Raw genomic sequence first — 19,313 nt, 5'->3', positions numbered from 1 at the left:
ATGCCTCTAATAACGCTTATTAAGAAATTATCGTCTTTATAAAATCCAATAAATTTCCCTTTTCAAACAAAAAGCCTTTGATCCCGGCTGCTTCCGCCGCTTCTACATCACGTTTTTTATCGCCGACCAGAAACGATCTATCCGTATCGATATCATACTCTGCCAAAGCCTGCAAAATAAGTCCCGGCTTAGGTTTGCGGCACTCGCAGTCGACCGCGTATTCAACAACGCTGCCTGCGGGCAGATGCGGGCAATAGTAAAATTTTTCGATCTTACCGCCGCTGACCGCAGCAGTCTCTGTCATATGCTGATGCAGTTTTTCCATTTCCGCTACCGTATAGTAACCGCGCGCGATCCCGCTTTGATTTGTTACGACAAATACAAGATAACCGGACTGCGTCAGATAGGCTATGGCCTCCAGCGCGCCGTCGATCCATTCCAGCTCATCGATCTTATACAAATAAGCCTTATCGACATTCAGCACACCGTCCCGGTCAAAAAATACTGCTTTATGCTTCATGGGTATAATAACCGCCGGTCTTATCCAATACGGCGCAGTATTCGGCGACAGCTTCGTCGACATCCGTAAAGCCGCCATCATAGCCGGCAGCCAAAAGTTTGGAAGCATCAGCCTGGGTATAGCTTTGATATTTGCCCTTCAACACTTCCGGGAACGGTACATATTCCAGCTCGCCACTGCCAAAATGTTTCAGCACGCCCTTTGCCAGCGTATTGAAAGTATGGGCATGCCCCGTACCGCAGTTAAAGACGCCGCTGATCTCAGGATGATCCCAGAAAAAGAAATTGACTTTAACAACATCTTTCACATAAATAAAGTCCCGGGTCTGTTCGCCGGCGCCATAATCACCATAAGCGTCGAATAATTTGACTTTTTTCTCGGCCAGCCATTGATTATACATCTGGAAAACCATTGAAGCCATTTTGCCCTTATGATTTTCCTGCGGACCATAAACATTAAAATACCGCAGGCCCACTAACTGACTGCCGGTTTTGCCAAAATAACGGCGGGCATAATTATCAAAAAACAATTTGGAAAAGGCATAAACATTCAAGGCTTCCTCACAGGCAGGCTCTTCACGAAAACCGTTCGTACCGCCGCCATAAGTAGAAGCCGACGATGCGTAGATCATCTGGATCTTACGGTCAGCCGCAAAATGCATCAGATTTTTTGTATATTCAAAGTTATTCTGCATCATGTACTTGCCGTTATATTCCATCGTATCAGAGCAAGCGCCTTCGTGGAAAATAACATCGACTTGCTCATGGGCAAATTTTCCTGCTGCCAAAGCCTCGGCAAAATCCATTTTATCCATATAATCCATGACCTTCAGTCCCTGGATATTTTTAAATTTGACCATATTAGTCAGATTATCTACAACTAAAATATCATCACGGCCCCGATCATTCAATCCTTTAACGATATTACTGCCGATAAAGCCGGCACCGCCGGTGACAATAATCATAATTTACCCTCCTTCACCAATTGCGCGATCTGTTCAACAATGCCTGTTGTCGAATAACCTTCTTCAAAATCAATGATCCTGACTTCACTGGCATATTCCCTGCCGGCAACTTCATCAGGTTTATAATCGCCGCCCTTGACTAAAATGTCCGGGCGTATTTTTTCTATCAATTCTGTCGGCGTCTCCTGTTCAAACAAGACCACTGCGTCAACGCAGGCCAGCGACGCTAATACCCGTGCCCGGTCCAGCTCATGCACAAGCGGCCTGGCCGCTCCTTTCAGCTTGCGTACCGAAGCATCAGAATTCAGGCCAACGACCAGATGCTTGCCAAGCTTAGCGGCTTTTTCCAAATAACTGACATGGCCGACATGCAGAATATCAAAGCAGCCGTTAGTAAAAACGATCTTTTCTCCGCAGGACTTCCAGGTTTTAGCTAAAGATTCGATCTCAGCCCAGCTCAAAGTCCTGTAGCCACGCCCCTGCTTACGTTCTTCAGCCAGCAGATCCTTCAACAGCTCGTCACGATGTACAGGATATGTACCAACTTTCGCTACAACTATCCCGGCAGCACGGTTAGCCATAAACACTGCGTCCTGCAGCGCCAGCGTCCCGGCAGCACCCGCTAAAAGCGTCGCCGCGACCGTATCGCCCGCACCGGAAACATCAAATACCTCCTGCGCCGTAGCCGGGTCATTGATGACTAAACCATTCAGTCCAGCCAAGGTCATGCCCCGTTCACTGCGGGTGACCACAACATTTTTGATCTGGTATTTTGCCTGCGCAGCCCTGGCCAGCCGCAACACTTCTGTATCCTCATTGGCAACAGCCTCACCTGCAGCTTCGCACATCTCCTTCAAATTGGGAGTAATAAAATCACAACCTGTATATTTGGCCCAGTCCGCACCTTTCGGATCAATCAGCACCGGCACCTGATATTGGTGCGCAGTTGCGATCACCCATTGCACAAAGCTATCCGAGCAGACGCCTTTGGCATAGTCAGAAACAATGATACCATCCAGACCAGCTGACAATAATTTTTGCAGCCACAGCGATAATGCCTCTGTTTCTTCCGGAAACAAGTCGCCGGTTTCTTCAAAATCCAGACGCAGCATCTGCTGCTGCGCTCCCAAAATGCGCATCTTAGTGATCGTTTCACGCTGCGGCGACCTGATCAGGCCGCTGTAATCGATACCTTTTTCCGCCAGCATCGTTTCCAGCACTGCTCTGTTATTATCAGCGCCGGTAACGCCGCCCATAAACACCTTACATTCCAGATGCGCCAGATTAGCCGCCACATTGGCCGCCCCCCCCAGCACGGAGGTGATCCGTTTGACCTTATTGACAGGCACGGGCGCCTCCGGCGAAATACGTTTGACCTCGCCATAAAAATAGCGGTCCAGCATCACGTCGCCGATCACAGCGATTTTTAAATTTTGGATATGTTCAGCCAAAAAAGCCGTACATGACAAATTTGTCACCTTATTCACCATCCACTAATTCACATAGAATATGCCCGATAAGAATATGTATTTCCTGCGCGCGAGCTGTAACAGGACAGGGAACAGCCATGCAAATATCGCAGACTTCCGCCATTTTGCCGCCCCCCTGAGCTGTCAGGCCAATGCACTGCATTCCTTTAGCCTGAGCAGCCTCGATCGCCGCCAGTACATTTTTACTGTTGCCGGAAGTCGATAACCCCACCAATACATCACCAGTATTTCCCAAGGCCTGCACCTGACGGGCAAAAACAGTATCATAGCCATAATCGTTAGCAACTGCCGTCAAAACAGAAGTGTCTACAGTCAGGGCTATAGCCGCCAGACCGTCGCGCTCCTTTTGAAAACGCCCTACAAATTCAGCAGCCAGATGCTGGCTGTCTGCCGCGCTGCCGCCATTACCGCAGAATAAAACCTTATTGCCATTTTTCAATGCTTTTTTGATCATTGCCGCACTAGCTGCTACCTGCTCTAAAATACTGCTAGCCGCAACCTGCTGTGCCAAAGCAATATGCTCAGCAAAACGCTGTTTAATGATTTCCATAGTTCACCTGCTTTACCAATTTAGTAAATTATAACGGACTCGGAAGGTATTACTTCCACCTTTATAATGTTCCTGCTCATATTCAAATTCAATGGCCCAGCAGCAGAACCGATGCGTCCATCTGTAATTTGTTTCGTAATTACTGTGTTGTCCCAAGTCATAACGGTTAACGATCGTAAAAGTATTTTTATCATCCAATCTAAAACTCAATCCATTACGTAGTTCACGCGCCATATCCGGCTGCCCGTAATCATATAAATTACTGGTAAGATCTTCCCGATAATATCCGACCCAGGTATCCCACTTCGGCGCCAGCTTTTGGCCCAATGTCGCATAATACATCATGGTAGATTTGGTTTCATCAGTATAACTCTCTGTTACCCACTTTTTACCCACAGTAAGATCAAGAAATGTATTTTTGCTGTTAAACAGATAAATACGGTCGTGATTCAAATAAGCAGCATACTCCGTATGCCAGCTTTTAATGCTGCCATGCTCATTGCGCCATAAACCATGGGTAACATAGGCGCTGTAAGTCAAAGGTAAATTATCAATCAGACGGTGATTTTTGTAATATAAACCAAGATCACGTTCTTTACGAATCCACTCATCATCTTCTTCATCCCAGCCATCCTGCAATTTTACATAAAAATTACGTTCATCATGATTGATACCATACATGGGTTTATAACCGGCTTTGGAATAATAGGCCAGATCAGCATAAAAATCAGTTTTCGGGCCTAAATTATAATCGACCTGTAACTTTGCGTACATGCCATTATCACTGCCGTCATAGCCGATACGCGGCATGATCTTGTTCTCGCCCTCTTCCCCTAAATTATTGACCCAAGTGTCACGGGAATAGATATGTTTGCCTTTAGCATAAACTTTAACGTCTCTGGCAATCATTTTTTCCTTGGGATAGATTTCAAAAGTTTTTGCTGTGATCAAAAGGCAGGGATCATGTTCTACCGCTGGACAGCGTGTTGTCTGTCCGCCCTGGTCCACAACTATTTTATCAGGATAGATCGTTGCGTGCGGAGCTTTAAAGTAGTCTTTAGCGCCCTTACCGTCGATTTGTTTGATCTCACCGGTCTTAGAATTAAAATTATAATGAACCCATTCACCATTCATAGTAGTATCAGGTTCCTGAAGCGTACCGCCCTGTTTGAGCCAGACATCGCCAGTCTTCATATTACCTTCGGCACGGGTAGTAAGAATAGTCTCATCACCCTGCATTATCCTGACATTACCCTCAGCAAAAAAATCCCCGCTCACCTGATCATAGGTAGCGTTGTCGCTCCATAAGGTGATCGGCATCGGCTCACCGGCCTCAGCCTGCTTCTTCTTTTGGCTCTTATCTTTGAGTATTCCGGCTTCCCGCTCCTGTTTCTGCTCCTGAAAATCAGGCGAAGTATACCGTGCGTCTCCGGTAACATAATCGTCAGCAAAAGCTGCCTGTGACACTGCTAAACTCATTAAGCAAGCAGCAGCTAAGACTTTCTTCTTCATGCTTTCTCTCCTCAATCAAATTTATCATTTATAAAAAAGCATATAAATATCCACTACATATTATACCATAATTTTAAACAAAAAACCCGCCACTAAGGCGGGTTTTACTGTCAACTCAAATTTTATTTATTTTCCCTGATAAATCATACCCTGGATAGCAGTATCTTCCATAGTCTGCACATAAGTAGTAGAACCAGCAGGAATAACTACTGCTTTACCTGTAACAAAGGCACCGCCGAGAGCGCCGAGAGGTCCTAAAACGATCATACCGCCGATAGCAGCGCCAGCAGCACCAGCAGCAGTTTTTGCTTCCTGCTTGGCCACTTCGCCAATATAAACAGGCACCTTCGTACCATCAAGCGCATAAACATGCGTGAAATCAACATCGATGCGGGCATCACGGCCAAAGCTGCGCGGCTGTACGACCTTTTTGATCGTGCCTTCACCCATAGCACCTTTAGGGAGTACCAACACATCACCATTTACATAAATATTTTCAGCAATTTTAAAATGCACCGGTTCACCGGCTTTATCTTCCCTGCTGCTCAATTCTTCTGTAAATTCCACTTTAATAACGGAATCCTTCGGTAAAGTAACGCTTTCAACAGCAATAACGCCATCAGTAAAGGCAATATTAGCTAAAGCTTCTAGCCTCGAAGAAAGAGAACCTTCGTCGATCTTACCATTAAGCATCATCTCTACTGCTTCGATACGGGTCTTGGCCGGACCGCCGGACATACTTTCATTAAACTGCCATTCGATAGCATTGAGTTTGGTCAAAAATCCCGCTTCATTACTGGCAGGATTACCTTTAAGATAATCATACAGGTTATCGACACGGTCTAAAATAGCGTCGCTGGTAACAGTACCATAAACATCATCTTCCAGGCTGTCCATACGTCCAACCAAAGCACCTGCCTGCTCAGTGCCATACAGCATTTTTTCCATAGCGGAAATTTTATCAGTAGCAGACATCTGTGTCACTGCTGCCGATGCCGGTACAGCCTCACCCAAATCATCAGCATTCATTGCAAAACCCGGTGCCACTGATGTTACGCAGAAAACCAAAGTTAAAAGCAAAGTAAGGAGTCGTCTTTTCATTACAATACCTCCGTTAGTTCTTATTTTTATGAGGTTATTATACCATATAAAGTGCGTAAAAAAAATAGGTGACCACAAGATAATGTGGTCACACTTTTATTTTTTATAGTTATTTAACATTTCTGTCACAGATTCTGTTATTTCATCCATTTTTGCAAACCGTCTTCTGTGCTGAGCCCTTTTAGACGGCTTCAGTTCTTCCATAGATTTACGATACTCCGCTATCGGCATTTCAAAAAACCGCTGATCCCTGCAAGCCTGTCCTTCACACTCCTGCCAGAAATCATCCAACGATGTTTTCAGTTTACGGTCCCTGCGCACATGATTCATCGCATAATAGCCCGCATTGGAAACAGCGTATAAATGTTTGCAGCCTAATGCCGCCGCCACATTACGAATACCATAGAAAATCAGATTTTTAGTCCGGTAACCAAAAAAAGCCTTGGTCAGTCCTTTGATAACCTCACTGCCGTTAGGAGTTCCCTGCAGCGCGCCTATCCACAGCGACATTTCGTCATCTTCGGGTGATGGCGCCAGCCAGAACATGATCTGATAAAGCTCATCTTCTCCCAGCGAAAGTACCAGTGAAAGGCAGCCTTCCTTACGCTGCCCTCCATGAAACAACAGGTCCATCGTCAACGGCTGTTCTTCATAAAGGTCTTCCCATAATCTGATTCGTTCGCCACGCGCATATAATTTTGACATGGCTTCTTCATTTAAAGTATTTTCCAAATATTCAATATGATGCTTTACAATAGCAATACGCTCATCCCAGGTAGAATCTTTATAAAAAAAGGCACGCGTAGTTTGCTCCACAAAAGAAGTTGTATGCTCCAGCATGGCTTTGCGCAGCGGCGTAGCCGCAAAAAAACTCAGCAAATCCCCGATCTGCCCCTTATGTAAATGGCATCTCATTCTAAAAACAAGATATCTTTTTCTTCCTTTGAGTTTTTTTACATTATATAGGTCATACCCGACATATTTTAAAATTTTTTTATCCATTAATACCTCTCCAGTTATATCGTTGGTTACATTATAGCATAATCTAAAAAAACAAGGATAACTATCATCAAATGTTAATATTATAGCATATTTATCAACGATTTACTATGAACAGGTAATCATAGAAAAAACGACCGCTAAAGCGGTCGTTTTGCCAAAAACTTTTACTTATTTTAGAAAGTGAAAGTAACGTCAGTCCACAATCTTTTATCTTTCAGACTATTGCCCTCACTGGTAACATTTTTAGCCTTGGTATCATAATATGCTAAAGTAGCTACGATGTTTTTAGCAACAGCATAATTAGCACCTACGGCGTAACCTTTAAAGCCTGTATTCCAGAAGGTATTGGCATCAGTAGTATGCTCCCAATAAGTGCCTTCACCCTGATCATAGTAACGGGCAAACACACCATAAGAACCGGCCTCAGAAGCTTGAGCGCCTTTATAATTCAAACCAACGGTCCAGCCGTCATCATCGGAATTTCTTTCACCATCCCAATTGGAATTGAGGTACATACCGGATAAAGCAAGGTCATCATTAAAGTTATAAGCTGCGCCTACATGCCAGATACCGTCATCTTTACCGGAATCTCTGCCCATGACGTCCTGGAATTTTACATAGCCGGCAGCAAGGTTCAACGCATCGCTGATATTACCGGAAACTTCACCACCATAATATCTGTTGGCAATGGTTTTAGTTGCGATAACATTATTCACATCAAAATCAGTATCATCGGAAGCCTTGCCCATATAAGCCTTAACTTTAATGCGATCGCCATAGGTAGCAACCAACCCGTCAGCCTGAGCATCCATGATATTACCATCAGCCAGAAAAGCATCGATACGGCCAGCTTTGAGGCCTACACCGCCGACACGGCCATTAACATAAGCACGTTTAAAATCTGTGCCTTCGTCGCCGCTGTCATTACTGAAATCCTGAATATTCTGGATCATAGCTGTATAAGTCCAGTCATCATTGATCTGGCCATTCAGCCACAAACGGCTACGCAGATCAGAATCATATTTGCTGCCCTGGTTGGCTTTGGCTTTTTGGTCAACATAGCGGGCACGGATCTCACCGGTGATTTTTACATTATCGGATTTCTTTTCCAAACCGGCAACACGCACGCCCAAAGAATCAAGTTCGTCAGCAAATTCGGCAGCCAGACGGTCTACATTAGCACCTTTGGCCATAGCTTTAGCTACGATCTGTGCCATTTCATAACGGGTCATCAGACGGTCGCCGCCAAAGGTACCGTTAGGATAACCATCGATAATACCTTCTGCCGCCAGTTTGTTGACAGCATCATAAGCCCAGCTGTTAGCCGGCACATCAGAAAACGGATTAGCGGCATAAGCAGAAGCTGTTACACCTAACGCCATGGCCATACCCAAAACTACAGATTTGTTCATTTTCTATTCCTCCTCAGGAAAGATATTTTCTGCAGCGGTAAAATTCTCAAACAGCAACCAACAAAACACGGACAAGTTACCATGTTACCTCTTCCATTTGCTGTTTCTGCTTTCAGAAATCTATCGGCTACGTCCCTTATCTTACCCCTAGTCAACCCCCTATGCAACTTAGCTTAATTGCAAAAAAGTTTAACTTTAAACAAGTTAATGGAATAAAAAAATTTAAGAAAGCTTTATTTTAAACAGCTATGCTCCATAACGATACCGATAAACAGACAAGCTTAGCTTTTGATAGAAATATAAAAAGCGGACGCATACGCGTCCGCTTAAGCATCTAAGTTAATCTTAGAAAGTAACGATCAATTGAGACCACAGGGTCTTCATTTTGTCGTCAGAATAAGTTTGTTTCAGATCGTAGTATTCAACACCAGCGATCATGTTTTTAGCAACGGTATAGTAACCAGCCAGGCTGTAGCCTTTAAAGCCTTCACCAGCATAAGTCGGGCCATATTCGCCATTCATAGTATGTTGGATAGCAGTACCTGCAGCTTGTTGATAGTATTTAGCAACGAAGCCCAAGGAACCCGGTTTGGAAGCTTTAGCACCGCCTAAAGTACCGGTGATTACAAAACCGTCTTTATCGCCATCAAGATCTTCAACGTCAGATCTCAAATACATAACACCAAGAGATGCTTTGTCGCTGAAATTATAAGTTGCGCCAACATTCCAGATGCTGTCGTCGTCGCTAGTAATAGGAGTAGCATCACCTTCAAATTTAGTCCAGCCAGCTTCTGCATTTAAAGCGCCGATTTTACCATTAACGCGTGCGCCATAAATTTTATCGAAGCCCCAGTTTTTGAAAGAGTTGGTCGGTTTGCCATAGAAGGCTTCCAATTTCACTTCTTTACCGAAAGTCAGGTTTACGCCATCATAACGGGTATCATAGATGTTACCGTCAGCCAGGTTCAAGTTTTGACGGCCTGCGGAAACACCCAATCCACCGATTTTACCTACAAGGTAAGCACGTTGGAAATCAGTTCCTTCATCGCCAACATCATTAGTCAGGTCTTGCTCGTTTTGGAGCATGCCAACATATTTCCAGTCGTCATTGATTTGACCAGTCATGAAAATACGGGAACGGATTTTGGAACGATGGCCGTCGATATCACCGGAATAATCGGTGTAGTCATAACGGATCTGACCAGTGATTTTTACGTTGTCAGATTTTTTCTCTAAAGCAGAAACGCGTACACCCAGGCTGTCCAATTCATCAGCAAATTCAGCTGCCAGACGGTCTACGTTAGCGCCTTTAGCCATAGCTTTTGCTACGATCTGAGCCATTTCGTAACGGGTCATCAGGCGATCGCCACCGAAGGTGCCGTTGCCATAGCCGTCAACGATACCAGCCGCAGCCAGTTTGTTAACAGAGTCATAAGCCCAATGGCCTGCCGGCACATCGGAGAAGGGGTTTGCAGCATAGGCAGAAGCAGTTACGCCCAAAGCCATTGCCATTGCGAGTACTAAAGATTTTTTCATGTTGTTTCCTCCTCGGAAATTTATTAAGCTCAGCTTTCGCCATTTACAATAAATTCCGAAACAAATATGCCATACGAGTTACCTAGTTTCCTCTACACACTATCTGTTCTTCAATTATTATAAACTTTAAAAACTATAAGCTTTAGTTTATTTTATCTGCTCCCTTTAGTTTTTGCAATACTATTTTATATTTATTTAATTAAACTAAAAATCAGTAAATTAATCGTTTGTTCAATTTTTAATAATAATATTTTCAAAAAAAATAATATTTTATCCTTATCGTTCCTGTATTTGCTCAAAAAAAATTTTGTTTTTCTGTTCAAAAATATACAAAAACGGCCACTTTACAGTGGCCGTTTGCGTTTAAACTTATTATCCAGCTTCTTCTACAACCAGTTTCTTAGAAAGTAACTGTCAAGTCAGTCCAGATAATCTTGTCTTTATCACTGGTATCAAATTTAGATTTAGTATCATAATAAGCAGCAGTCAGGACCATATTTTTAGCAACAGTATAGTTAGCACCTACACCGTAACCTTTAAATCCCTGTCCATCAAATGTATTCGCATCAGTAGTATGGGCAATATAAGTCTGCCCACCCAAATCATAGTAATTGGCAAACAGGCCCCAGGAACCTTTTTCAGCAGCTTCTGCGCCTTTGAAGGTCAGTCCTACTGTCCAGCCGTCATCATCAAGACCATCGAGATCACGATCATCAAGACTCATGTCACCTTTAAGATACATAGCGTTCAAGCCAAAATCGCCAAAGGTAGTGCCAGCTCCTACAAACCAGATAGCATCATCAAGCTTGCTGTTTTTAGTTAAAATATCTTTGAAGTTAAAGTAACCCGCAGAAGCGTTAAATTTACCAAAATCAGCAACTACAGCGCCGCCGGCATAGCTGCCGCCAGTAGTTCCGGAATAACCAAATTTATCAAGATCGTCAGTTGCCTTACCGGCAGCACCGATGACTTTGATTTTATCGCCGTAAACAACTTCCACGCCGTCAGCACGATTATCATAAATATTACCGTCAGCAAAGAAAGCATTATAGCGGCCGGCAGTTACATCCATACCACCGAGGCGGCCTTCAAGATATGCGCGCTGGAAATCAGTACCTTCGTCGCCGAAATCAGTCGACAGATCCTGTGTATTCTGCAGCATACCAGTATATTTCCAGCCATCATTGATCTGACCGGTGATCCAGATACGGGAACGCAAAGTGCTTTCATGGCTGTTAGGAATACTGCCTTTACCTTCATGGTTAGCATACAAAGCACGGAACTCACCGGTAATTTTTACATTATCGGATTTTTTCTCCAAAGCTGCTACGCGCACACCCAAAGTGTCCAGTTCGTCTGCAAATTCAGCTGCAAGGCGGTCTACGTTAGCGCCTTTAGCCATTGCTTTTGCTACGATCTGCGCCATTTCGTAACGGGTCATCAGGCGATCGCCACCGAAGGTGCCGTTGCCATAACCGTCAACGATACCGGCTGCTGCAAGTTTGTTAACAGAGTCATAAGCCCAATGGCCTGCCGGCACATCGGAGAAGGGATTGGCGGCATAGGCAGAAGCTGTTACGCCAAGTGCCATAGCCATTGCAAGTACTAAAGATTTTTTCATGTTGTTTCCTCCTCGGAAATTTATTAAGCTCACGATTTTACAGTCAGTTAATAACCTCCGAATTTCCTACTGATACGAGTTGCCTTGTTTCCTCTATTTTCAGAAATTTTTTGTTCTTATACTGCTTAAAACCACAAGCTCTTTTACATTCTAGAGGCTTTCTGAGTATTTTGCAAGCTAAATTACTATTTATTTAATTAAACTAAAAATCAGTAAATTAATTGTTTTTGATATCGATTTATTATTTATTGCCCAACGATTATATTTTTATTGCTTCTCCTTCATTTCTTTCTTTGAAACTTTTATCAGCAAACAGTAAAAAATAAGCCAACCATTTAAATGGTCGGCTTATTGCAGATAAAGCTACTGATTTTTGAAATTATTTAATTTGATCTACTTTTTTCAAATAACTGCGTACAGTCTTAGCAAATTCTTCGCTTTTCCAGTCACTGCGCACTGTCAATGCTTCTTCTATTTCCATATCGTCAGAATACTTTTTAACATAATATCTGCCGGTAACTTTGTTCAAAAATGCAAACTCACCACTCATATCCAACTTCAAAGTAGGCTCGCGACGGGGAAACAAAGCTTTATCATCCAGCTTGTCAAGCGACATGGCGATAACAATATCGGCACCTGTTTCACCGGCAATGCGTTCCAGATTAGCCTTGCTGAAATCAGAAATATCTTTAACACCTACAGCTTTTTCCACGACATCCTCGGCAAGCATGTCAAATTCAGGGAACTTAAACATATCCATGATTTCTTCCATGTAGATCATACTGGCAGTAGTATTATCCTCCACGTGGTTAGCCAGGGGAACAACAGCCAGTTTTGCCGCTTCAGCCTTACCTGCTGCCGGCAATACAAAACAAACAGCCAAAACAGCCATTAATACAAAATTCATAAACTTTTTCATTAAAGAGCCTCCTCTATACCAGATTAACTATTTACTCTGAACATCTTAGCATATTTTCACTGTAAAAAACAAGAGGAGATACAAATTTGCTTTTTTCACAAGCACCTTTGTTAAATTTTATTCCGATGGCTTTAAAAAGATAAACGATAAAAAATAACGTCAGCCGCAACGGCTGACGTTATTTTTATAAAATTACTGATTATTTATCTGCAACTTTTTTGAAAGCATTGCGCACTACATTCTGCAGCACTTCATGCTTCCAGTCACCTCGTACGGTAACGGCTTCTTCGATATTTCTGCTGTCACGCAGATCTTTGTAATAATAAGCGCCGGTAAGGGTATCCAGCGAAGCAAATTTGCCGCGCAAGTCCATTTTCAAAGTTGCTTCCTTGCGCTGCGGCATCCGTTTGGCATCCAGTTTATCCAACTGCATGGCAACCACGATGTCAGCGCCGGTAGCCTGGGCTACCTTCTGTAAGGCTGCTTTACTGTAATCGGCCAACCCATTTTCACCAACAGCCGCGATCACCACATCATCACCCAACAGATCGAATTCCGGATAACGGAACAGCGCCAGAGCCTCCTGCATATAAATGGTACCGGCCATATCGTCGCCAGCCACATTGTTAGCCAATGGTACAACGGCTACTTTTGCAGCTTCAGCCTTGCCGCCCAGCGGCAGGGCAAAACAAACCGTTACTAAGGCCAAGAGCAAATAGTTTAGAAATTTTTTCATCGTTTACCTCCTTTATTAAAATACGTCTGCAGCTATCTTACCACATTTCCGAAAAATCAAAAACTGTTTTGTTGAAAAAAGCGGCTGCCTAAGCAGCCGCTTTGAAATTTACAGCATCTAATTCAGTTAAATTAGAAAGTAATGGTCAGGTCAGTCCAGATAATCTTATCTTTGTCGCTGCTGTGCAATTTAGATTTAGTATCATAATATGCAGCAGTGAAGACCATGTTTTTAGCAACAGTGTAGTTAGCTCCTACGCCATAACCTTTAAAACCTTCGCCGTCAAAGGTATCAGCATCAGTAGTATGAGCGATATAGGTTTGACCGCCTAAATCGTAGTAATTAGCAAACAAGCCATAGGAACCAACTTCAGCAGCTTCAGCGCCTTTCCAAGTCAAGCCAACAGTGTAACCATCATCGTCCAGCTCATTTACGTCTCCATCTTTATCGCTTAAATCACCTTTAAGGTACATGGCATTCAGACCAAAATCACCGAAAGTCGTGCCAGCGCCAACGAACCAGATAGCATTGTCAATACCAGAATCTTTTTGCAGAATATCTTTAAAGTTATAGTAACCAGCAGTAGCATTTACAGACCCGAAATCAGCAGAAACAGCGCCGCCTGCATAATTGCCACCAGTTTCTTTGTCAGTATAACCCCATTTATCAATAGCATCAGTTGCTTTACCAGCAGCCAAAGATACTTTTACTTTATCGCCATAAGCAAGTTCTACGCCATCTGCACGGTTATCATAGATATTACCATTGGCAAAGAATGCATTGTAACGACCAGCGGTAACGTTCATACCACCCAATTTACCTTCAACATAAGCACGTTGGAAGGAAGTATCTTCATCACCTTCATAGTCACCTGCAAAATCCTGGATATTTTCAATCATACCAGTGTATTTCCAATCTTCATTGATCTGACCAGTCAACCAAATGCGGGAACGCAAATCACCAACATAATCATCAGCAACATTGCCTTTACCGTTGGAATCTGCATAACGGAAACGAGCTTCACCGGTGATTTTTACGTTGTCAGATTTTTTCTCCAAAGCAGCAACACGAACACCGAGGCTGTCCAGTTCGTCAGCAAATTCAGCTGCCAAACGGTCGACATTAGCGCCTTTGGCCATAGCTTTAGCTACGATCTGAGCCATTTCGTAACGAGTCATCAGACGATCGCCACCGAAGGTGTTGTCGCCATAACCGTCAACGATACCAGCAGCAGCCAGTTTGTTGATGGAGTCATAAGCCCAATGACCTGCAGGTACATCGGAGAAGGGGTTGGCAGCATAGGCAGAAGCGGTTACGCCCAAAGCCATTGCCATTGCGAGTACTAAAGATTTTTTCATTGTTATTCCTCCTCAGGAAATTATTAAGTTTATAATTTTGCCGTTCAGGAATAACGCCCACCGTCATCATTGTGCGAGTTGCCTTGTTTCCTCTACAAACAGACAGTAAACTATATTCTTTAATTAACTAATTATAAACTTAGTTTATTTTACATCGTTTTCGCAATTTTGACAAGTATTTTTATTTTTATGCAATAAAAATGTAGTATGTTTTTCTTTTCATCTTTTATTTTGCGAATTTATAAAACTTAATTATAAATTCAGCTTATAAATATAATAATTAAAGCCAACAATCATCATGATTGTTGGCTTGAGAAACAATATTAAAATTTAGCAACTTTTTTTAATTCGCGGATCACGTGATTGCGGAATTCATTATGTTCATAATCAGTACGAGCAATAACAGGATATTCTACCATTTCCTCATCATTGATATGATCTTTAGTAACTTTACCATTAAGACCATTGACATACATGATCCGGGCTTTGATTTTAAATTTATAATAATCTTCAATCATACCCATCTGCGGTTCCAGGCTCAGTTCATCCAAAGTCATCATCAAGGCCATATCAGCGCCAGTCTTTGCCATGATACGTTTCAGCATGGCTGCATCAGGGCCGTTTTTACCAACAGCAGCATAATTTTCTTCCTTTAAAGCTTTGTCCAATACGGCATCATCGACCATATCAAATTCCGGAAACTTGAAATAATCCATACATTCATTGAAGAAAACCGGCCCGGAAAGTTCATCATCGGCAACATTGTTAGCCAGCGGCAGAATAGCGATCTTAGCAGCTTCGGCCTTACCAAAAACGGGGGCAGCAAAACCGAGAACAACCACAGCTAACAGCAAGTAACGCAGAATATTTTTCATCAAATATAACCTCCTCTAAATAACTATCAACTATAAGTTATTTTAGCATAAATCAAGCTAAAATAATAGAGCATTATCAGATATTATATCAACGATCATAATAATATTGATTTTAAATATAAAAAAGGGCGATCATAAGATCGCCCTTGGAGAAGCAATTTCACTGAAATTAGAAAGTGAAGACAACCTCAGACCAAATGGTCTTGTCGTTTTTATCAGTTTCTTTTGCATCAAAATCAGAGTACTCAACAGCTGCAACGATATTTTTAGCGAAAGCGTAGTTTAAGCCCAGCATATAACCTTTGAAACCGCCTTCTTTATTGAAATCGTTAGCCAAATCGGTATTCATACCATGATGGATATAAGTACCAGCGCCCTGGTCATAGTATTTAGCATAAACGCCATAAGTACCAGCTTTAGCTGCTTTAGCGCCTTTATATGCCAAACCAATTACATAACCATCTTCATCAACAGACATAGTATTAACTTTATCTACATCAGATTTCAAATAGGTAGCGTCAACTGTGAAATCTCCGAATTTATAATCAGCGCCTACGTACCAGATTTTATCGTCTTGAACAAGTTTACGAACATTGTCAGCTTTGACATAACCAGCATTCAAACCAAGTTTGCCAATCTCGCCGCCTAAAGTAGCTGCTAAATATTCGTCTGCTTTAGGTGCAACACCGTTACCACTGGAAATTTTACCATATTGGAAGCCAACTTTCAGGTCTTTACCAAAACCCAATTTTACAGCATCAGTACGGTTGCTGAGAATGTTACCAACGCCCAAGCCCAAAGCGGTGTTGTTACGGCCCGCTTCAACTTTCACGCCGCCGATACGGCCAGTAACGAATGCGCGTTGGAAGTCAGTGTTTTCATCACCTTCATCGTTGAGCAGATCTTGTTCGTTCTGCAGCATGCCAACATATTTCCAGTCTTCGTTGATTTGGCCGTTGAGCCAGATACGGGAACGCAGAGTGCTGGTAGCATTAGTACCCTTTAAATTAGTACCCTTTAAATTAGTACCCTTTAAATTAGTACCCTTGTCATAAGATTGATACATAGCACGAATCTGAGCGTTAATCTTAACGTTGTCGGATTTTTTCTCCAGAGCAGCAACGCGAACGCCGAGGCTGTCCAGTTCGTCAGCAAATTCAGCAGCCAAACGGTCTACGTTAGCGCCTTTTGCCATAGCTTTAGCTACGATTTGAGCCATTTCGTAACGGGTCATCAGACGATCGCCACCGAAAGTGCTGTCGCCATAACCGTCAACGATGCCAGCAGCAGCCAGTTTGTTGATGGAGTCATATGCCCAATGACCTGCAGGTACATCGGAGAAGGGGTTTGCAGCATAGGCAGAAGCAGTTACGCCCAAAGCCATAGCCATTGCTAATACTAAAGATTTTTTCATTGTTATTTCCTCCTTCGGAAACATTTTATTTTTATAAAACGTCCCGGAAAGAAATCGCCGCTCAGCAGTTTGCTTCATGCGAGTTACCTAGTTTCCTCTACTCGGCGCACTGTTTTGCCTGGATGCTTTCCCAAAACGTATTATAAACAGATTTAAAAACAATTATTATCCTATATATAATTCATTGTTTGGACATATTTTACATTATTTTCAGAATTATTGCAAGTTATTTTGTTAAAAATATAACTAATGATTGTATTTTTCTTTATTTTCGGATAATTCTCTGTATTTTGCAACGCATTGCCGCGACCTGTTTAACAGCCAAAATTTATTTTTACAGGCTATGCTTTTATAAATTACTTATTTAAAGCCGCGCCGCCGTATTTTCAAGCCATTTTCAACATATTTAAAAAGTTTATAAACCTATTTGCTACTGCTCTTTTTGACAAAAATAGGTTAAACTATAGATACAGAAACTTATCTGCATAGGCGGATTTTTAAGCTTCTCCCAGATAAATACCTGTACTAAAAACCTTTTTATAAGGAGGGATATTGTATGAAAAAACAAGAATTATCGTGGAAGGCCGGAGGCCAGCAGGGCGAGGGCCTGGAAAGCCTGGGCGAAATTTTCGCCGCAGCTTTATGCTCGCTGGGCTATGACGTATATGGCTACCGTCAGTTTTCGTCACGCATCAAGGGCGGTCACACCAGCTACAAGCTGCGTATCGCCAACTATCCGGTTGCCACTATCGCCAGCAGCTGCAATCTGCTGATCGCTATGGACCCGGACACACTGGCAGTAGACGCGCCGGAGCTTACTGCGGACGGCATTCTGGTCACTGACTCCGCCTGGCTGCAGGAGAATAAACCACAGGTGCGCACAGTGACGCTGTCCTGGAACGAACTGAGTAAAACCGGCGGCCAAACGCTGCCGAAAAACATTCTGGCTTTAGGCATCACCGCCGCTTTACTGGGCATCGATACCGCAAAGCTGCTGCCGCTGCTGGAGAAACAATACGGACGCAAAGGCGCGGAGGTCATGGCAACCAACCGTCTGGCTTTGGAAACAGGTTACGAATATATCAAGACCAACTATGCTGAGCTGCTGGGAGCCTTAGAGATGCCCGAGCTGGAAAATCCCCAGCCGAAGCTGTTTATGCTGGGCAACGAGGCTGTTGCTTTGGGAGCGTTGACTGCCGGAGCTAAATTTATGTCGGCCTACCCGATAACTCCCTCCTCGGAAATCATGGAATATATGGTCAAGCATGCACCGGCGGAAGGCGGTGTGATGCTGCAGACAGAAGATGAGATCTCGGCCTGCACGATGGCGATCGGCGCAGCTTATGCCGGAGCCCGCGCTTTTACGGCGACAGCCGGCCCGGGGCTTTCACTGATGGCTGAGGCTATCGGCCTGGCAGAAATGACGGAAACGCCGCTGGTAGTCGTCGATACGCAGCGCGGCGGTCCCAGCACAGGCCTGCCGACCAAGCACGAACAGTCGGACCTGATGGCGGCGATCTACAATACCCACGGCGATACTGCCAAGATCGTTATTTCACCTTCTTCAATAGAAGAATCTTTTTACGATACCTTTGAAGCGTTTAACCTGGCGGAAGAATATCAATGTCCGGTCATCGTACTTTCCGACCTGCAGCTGTCGCTGGGCAAGCAGTCCGTAACCAGTCTTGATTACGACAAGCTGCAAATCAACCGCGGTAAACTGGTCAGGGAAGGGCTGCCGGAAATCACTTCGCCGGAATATTTTAAGCGCTACGATCTGGAAGCAGAAGGAAATATTTCCATGCGCGTGCTGCCAGGCACACCCAACGGTATCAGCCTGGGTACCGGTCTTGAGCATGACGAGGTCGGCCGGCCTTCCGAAAACAAGGCCATGCGTACGGCGCAGTCCGATAAACGTCTGCGCAAGGTCCGCAGCGTTGTTGATACTTTTGCAAACCCGCTGTATGAGGACGCGCCTTATCCGCAAAGCGATCTGCTGATCATCGGTATGGCTGGTACACGTGCCGTGATCGGCGAAGTAGCTGAAGAACTGCGCGCCAAAGGCCTGCGCGTCAACCATGTCCAGGTACGGCTGTTGTCGCCGTTCCCGGTCTGCGCGCTCAATCATTATCTGCAGGAAGCGAAAAAGATCGTCGTTGTTGAGCATAATGCTACAGCACAGCTGGCGCGGCTGATAAAAATGAATGTACCGCCCTGCCCGCAGTTACATTCCATCTTAAAATACAACGGCGATATTTTCTATAAAGAAGAATTGCTGGCCAAATGCAAGGAGGTGCTGTAAG

16 protein-coding genes are annotated in these 19,313 nt (G+C 43.7%); 1 reads left to right on the top strand and 15 read right to left on the bottom strand.

Annotated elements, in window-relative coordinates; genetic code table 11:
* Positions 1 to 19: 19 nt before the first annotated feature.
* From gmhB to Q4G98_RS04440, 15 genes are all read right to left on the bottom strand, one after another.
* On the bottom strand, positions 20 to 520 hold the full coding sequence (gene gmhB, locus Q4G98_RS04510; protein ID WP_177561116.1) for a D-glycero-beta-D-manno-heptose 1,7-bisphosphate 7-phosphatase: 501 nt from the start codon (positions 518 to 520) through the stop codon (positions 20 to 22).
* On the bottom strand, positions 510 to 1,484 hold the full coding sequence (rfaD, locus tag Q4G98_RS04505; RefSeq protein WP_177561117.1) for an ADP-glyceromanno-heptose 6-epimerase: 975 nt from the start codon (positions 1,482 to 1,484) through the stop codon (positions 510 to 512). The genes gmhB and rfaD overlap by 11 nt, the downstream gene beginning before the upstream one ends.
* Positions 1,481 to 2,974, bottom strand: coding sequence for a D-glycero-beta-D-manno-heptose-7-phosphate kinase (gene rfaE1, locus Q4G98_RS04500; protein ID WP_367949973.1), 1,494 nt, complete (start codon positions 2,972 to 2,974; stop codon positions 1,481 to 1,483). Before rfaE1 ends, rfaD begins: the two co-directional genes overlap by 4 nt.
* Positions 2,964 to 3,524, bottom strand: a complete 561-nt coding sequence (gene gmhA / locus Q4G98_RS04495; protein ID WP_301961854.1) for a D-sedoheptulose 7-phosphate isomerase — start codon at positions 3,522 to 3,524, stop codon at positions 2,964 to 2,966. Before gmhA ends, rfaE1 begins: the two co-directional genes overlap by 11 nt.
* A 12-nt stretch (positions 3,525 to 3,536) precedes the next feature.
* Positions 3,537 to 5,036 (bottom strand): organic solvent tolerance protein OstA, encoded by a 1,500-nt coding sequence (locus Q4G98_RS04490; protein ID WP_293663591.1) that lies wholly within the window; start codon positions 5,034 to 5,036, stop codon positions 3,537 to 3,539.
* Positions 5,037 to 5,162: 126 nt separating this feature from the next.
* Complete coding sequence (locus Q4G98_RS04485) at positions 5,163 to 6,137, bottom strand: hypothetical protein (protein ID WP_177560931.1); 975 nt, start codon at positions 6,135 to 6,137, stop codon at positions 5,163 to 5,165.
* Between the two features lie 96 nt (positions 6,138 to 6,233).
* Positions 6,234 to 7,139 carry a VirK/YbjX family protein gene (locus Q4G98_RS04480; RefSeq protein WP_293663590.1) on the bottom strand — a complete coding sequence of 302 codons (906 nt, stop codon included), beginning with the start codon at positions 7,137 to 7,139 and terminating at the stop codon, positions 6,234 to 6,236.
* Positions 7,140 to 7,312: 173 nt separating this feature from the next.
* Positions 7,313 to 8,551 carry an S-layer homology domain-containing protein gene (locus tag Q4G98_RS04475; protein ID WP_177560933.1) on the bottom strand — a complete coding sequence of 413 codons (1,239 nt, stop codon included), beginning with the start codon at positions 8,549 to 8,551 and terminating at the stop codon, positions 7,313 to 7,315.
* Positions 8,552 to 8,896: 345 nt separating this feature from the next.
* Positions 8,897 to 10,087: an S-layer homology domain-containing protein gene (locus Q4G98_RS04470; protein WP_301961853.1), complete on the bottom strand. Its 1,191-nt coding sequence runs from the start codon at positions 10,085 to 10,087 to the stop codon at positions 8,897 to 8,899.
* A gap of 400 nt (positions 10,088 to 10,487) precedes the next feature.
* Positions 10,488 to 11,708 carry an S-layer homology domain-containing protein gene (locus Q4G98_RS04465; protein ID WP_298566011.1) on the bottom strand — a complete coding sequence of 407 codons (1,221 nt, stop codon included), beginning with the start codon at positions 11,706 to 11,708 and terminating at the stop codon, positions 10,488 to 10,490.
* Between the two features lie 379 nt (positions 11,709 to 12,087).
* Entirely contained in the window at positions 12,088 to 12,627 is a 540-nt protein-coding gene (locus Q4G98_RS04460) for a hypothetical protein (RefSeq protein WP_293663589.1), read from the bottom strand.
* Between the two features lie 199 nt (positions 12,628 to 12,826).
* Complete coding sequence (locus tag Q4G98_RS04455; RefSeq protein WP_298566008.1) at positions 12,827 to 13,363, bottom strand: hypothetical protein; 537 nt, start codon at positions 13,361 to 13,363, stop codon at positions 12,827 to 12,829.
* Between the two features lie 131 nt (positions 13,364 to 13,494).
* Positions 13,495 to 14,721 carry an S-layer homology domain-containing protein gene (locus Q4G98_RS04450; RefSeq protein WP_301961852.1) on the bottom strand — a complete coding sequence of 409 codons (1,227 nt, stop codon included), beginning with the start codon at positions 14,719 to 14,721 and terminating at the stop codon, positions 13,495 to 13,497.
* 323 nt (positions 14,722 to 15,044) lie between these two features.
* Positions 15,045 to 15,596: a hypothetical protein gene (locus tag Q4G98_RS04445; protein WP_298566004.1), complete on the bottom strand. Its 552-nt coding sequence runs from the start codon at positions 15,594 to 15,596 to the stop codon at positions 15,045 to 15,047.
* A gap of 169 nt (positions 15,597 to 15,765) precedes the next feature.
* On the bottom strand, positions 15,766 to 17,010 hold the full coding sequence (locus Q4G98_RS04440; RefSeq protein ID WP_301961851.1) for a porin: 1,245 nt from the start codon (positions 17,008 to 17,010) through the stop codon (positions 15,766 to 15,768).
* A 556-nt stretch (positions 17,011 to 17,566) separates the two neighbouring features.
* On the opposite strand from Q4G98_RS04440, the gene Q4G98_RS04435 reads away from it, so the two are divergent.
* The gene (locus Q4G98_RS04435) at positions 17,567 to 19,312 is read left to right on the top strand and encodes a 2-oxoacid:acceptor oxidoreductase subunit alpha (protein ID WP_293663584.1); all 1,746 of its coding nucleotides are present in this window, start codon (positions 17,567 to 17,569) and stop codon (positions 19,310 to 19,312) included.
* The last annotated feature ends 1 nt before the right edge of the window (position 19,313 follow it).

The organism is uncultured Phascolarctobacterium sp., assembly GCF_958349595.1.
In the GTDB taxonomy this organism is placed as follows: domain Bacteria; phylum Bacillota; class Negativicutes; order Acidaminococcales; family Acidaminococcaceae; genus Phascolarctobacterium.
The sequence above is the reverse complement of the archived record's forward strand: the minus strand, read 5'-3'. Positions and strand labels throughout refer to the sequence as shown.

Coding starts and splice junctions, on each gene's coding strand:
- gmhB (WP_177561116.1), bottom strand. CDS start 520: ATGAAGCATAAAGCAGTATTTTTTGACCGGGACGGTGTGCTGAATGTC.
- rfaD (WP_177561117.1), bottom strand. CDS start 1,484: ATGATTATTGTCACCGGCGGTGCCGGCTTTATCGGCAGTAATATCGTT.
- rfaE1 (WP_367949973.1), bottom strand. CDS start 2,974: ATGGTGAATAAGGTGACAAATTTGTCATGTACGGCTTTTTTGGCTGAA.
- gmhA (WP_301961854.1), bottom strand. CDS start 3,524: ATGGAAATCATTAAACAGCGTTTTGCTGAGCATATTGCTTTGGCACAG.
- Q4G98_RS04490 (WP_293663591.1), bottom strand. CDS start 5,036: ATGAAGAAGAAAGTCTTAGCTGCTGCTTGCTTAATGAGTTTAGCAGTG.
- Q4G98_RS04485 (WP_177560931.1), bottom strand. CDS start 6,137: ATGAAAAGACGACTCCTTACTTTGCTTTTAACTTTGGTTTTCTGCGTA.
- Q4G98_RS04480 (WP_293663590.1), bottom strand. CDS start 7,139: ATGGATAAAAAAATTTTAAAATATGTCGGGTATGACCTATATAATGTA.
- Q4G98_RS04475 (WP_177560933.1), bottom strand. CDS start 8,551: ATGAACAAATCTGTAGTTTTGGGTATGGCCATGGCGTTAGGTGTAACA.
- Q4G98_RS04470 (WP_301961853.1), bottom strand. CDS start 10,087: ATGAAAAAATCTTTAGTACTCGCAATGGCAATGGCTTTGGGCGTAACT.
- Q4G98_RS04465 (WP_298566011.1), bottom strand. CDS start 11,708: ATGAAAAAATCTTTAGTACTTGCAATGGCTATGGCACTTGGCGTAACA.
- Q4G98_RS04460 (WP_293663589.1), bottom strand. CDS start 12,627: ATGAAAAAGTTTATGAATTTTGTATTAATGGCTGTTTTGGCTGTTTGT.
- Q4G98_RS04455 (WP_298566008.1), bottom strand. CDS start 13,363: ATGAAAAAATTTCTAAACTATTTGCTCTTGGCCTTAGTAACGGTTTGT.
- Q4G98_RS04450 (WP_301961852.1), bottom strand. CDS start 14,721: ATGAAAAAATCTTTAGTACTCGCAATGGCAATGGCTTTGGGCGTAACC.
- Q4G98_RS04445 (WP_298566004.1), bottom strand. CDS start 15,596: ATGAAAAATATTCTGCGTTACTTGCTGTTAGCTGTGGTTGTTCTCGGT.
- Q4G98_RS04440 (WP_301961851.1), bottom strand. CDS start 17,010: ATGAAAAAATCTTTAGTATTAGCAATGGCTATGGCTTTGGGCGTAACT.
- Q4G98_RS04435 (WP_293663584.1), top strand. CDS start 17,567: ATGAAAAAACAAGAATTATCGTGGAAGGCCGGAGGCCAGCAGGGCGAG.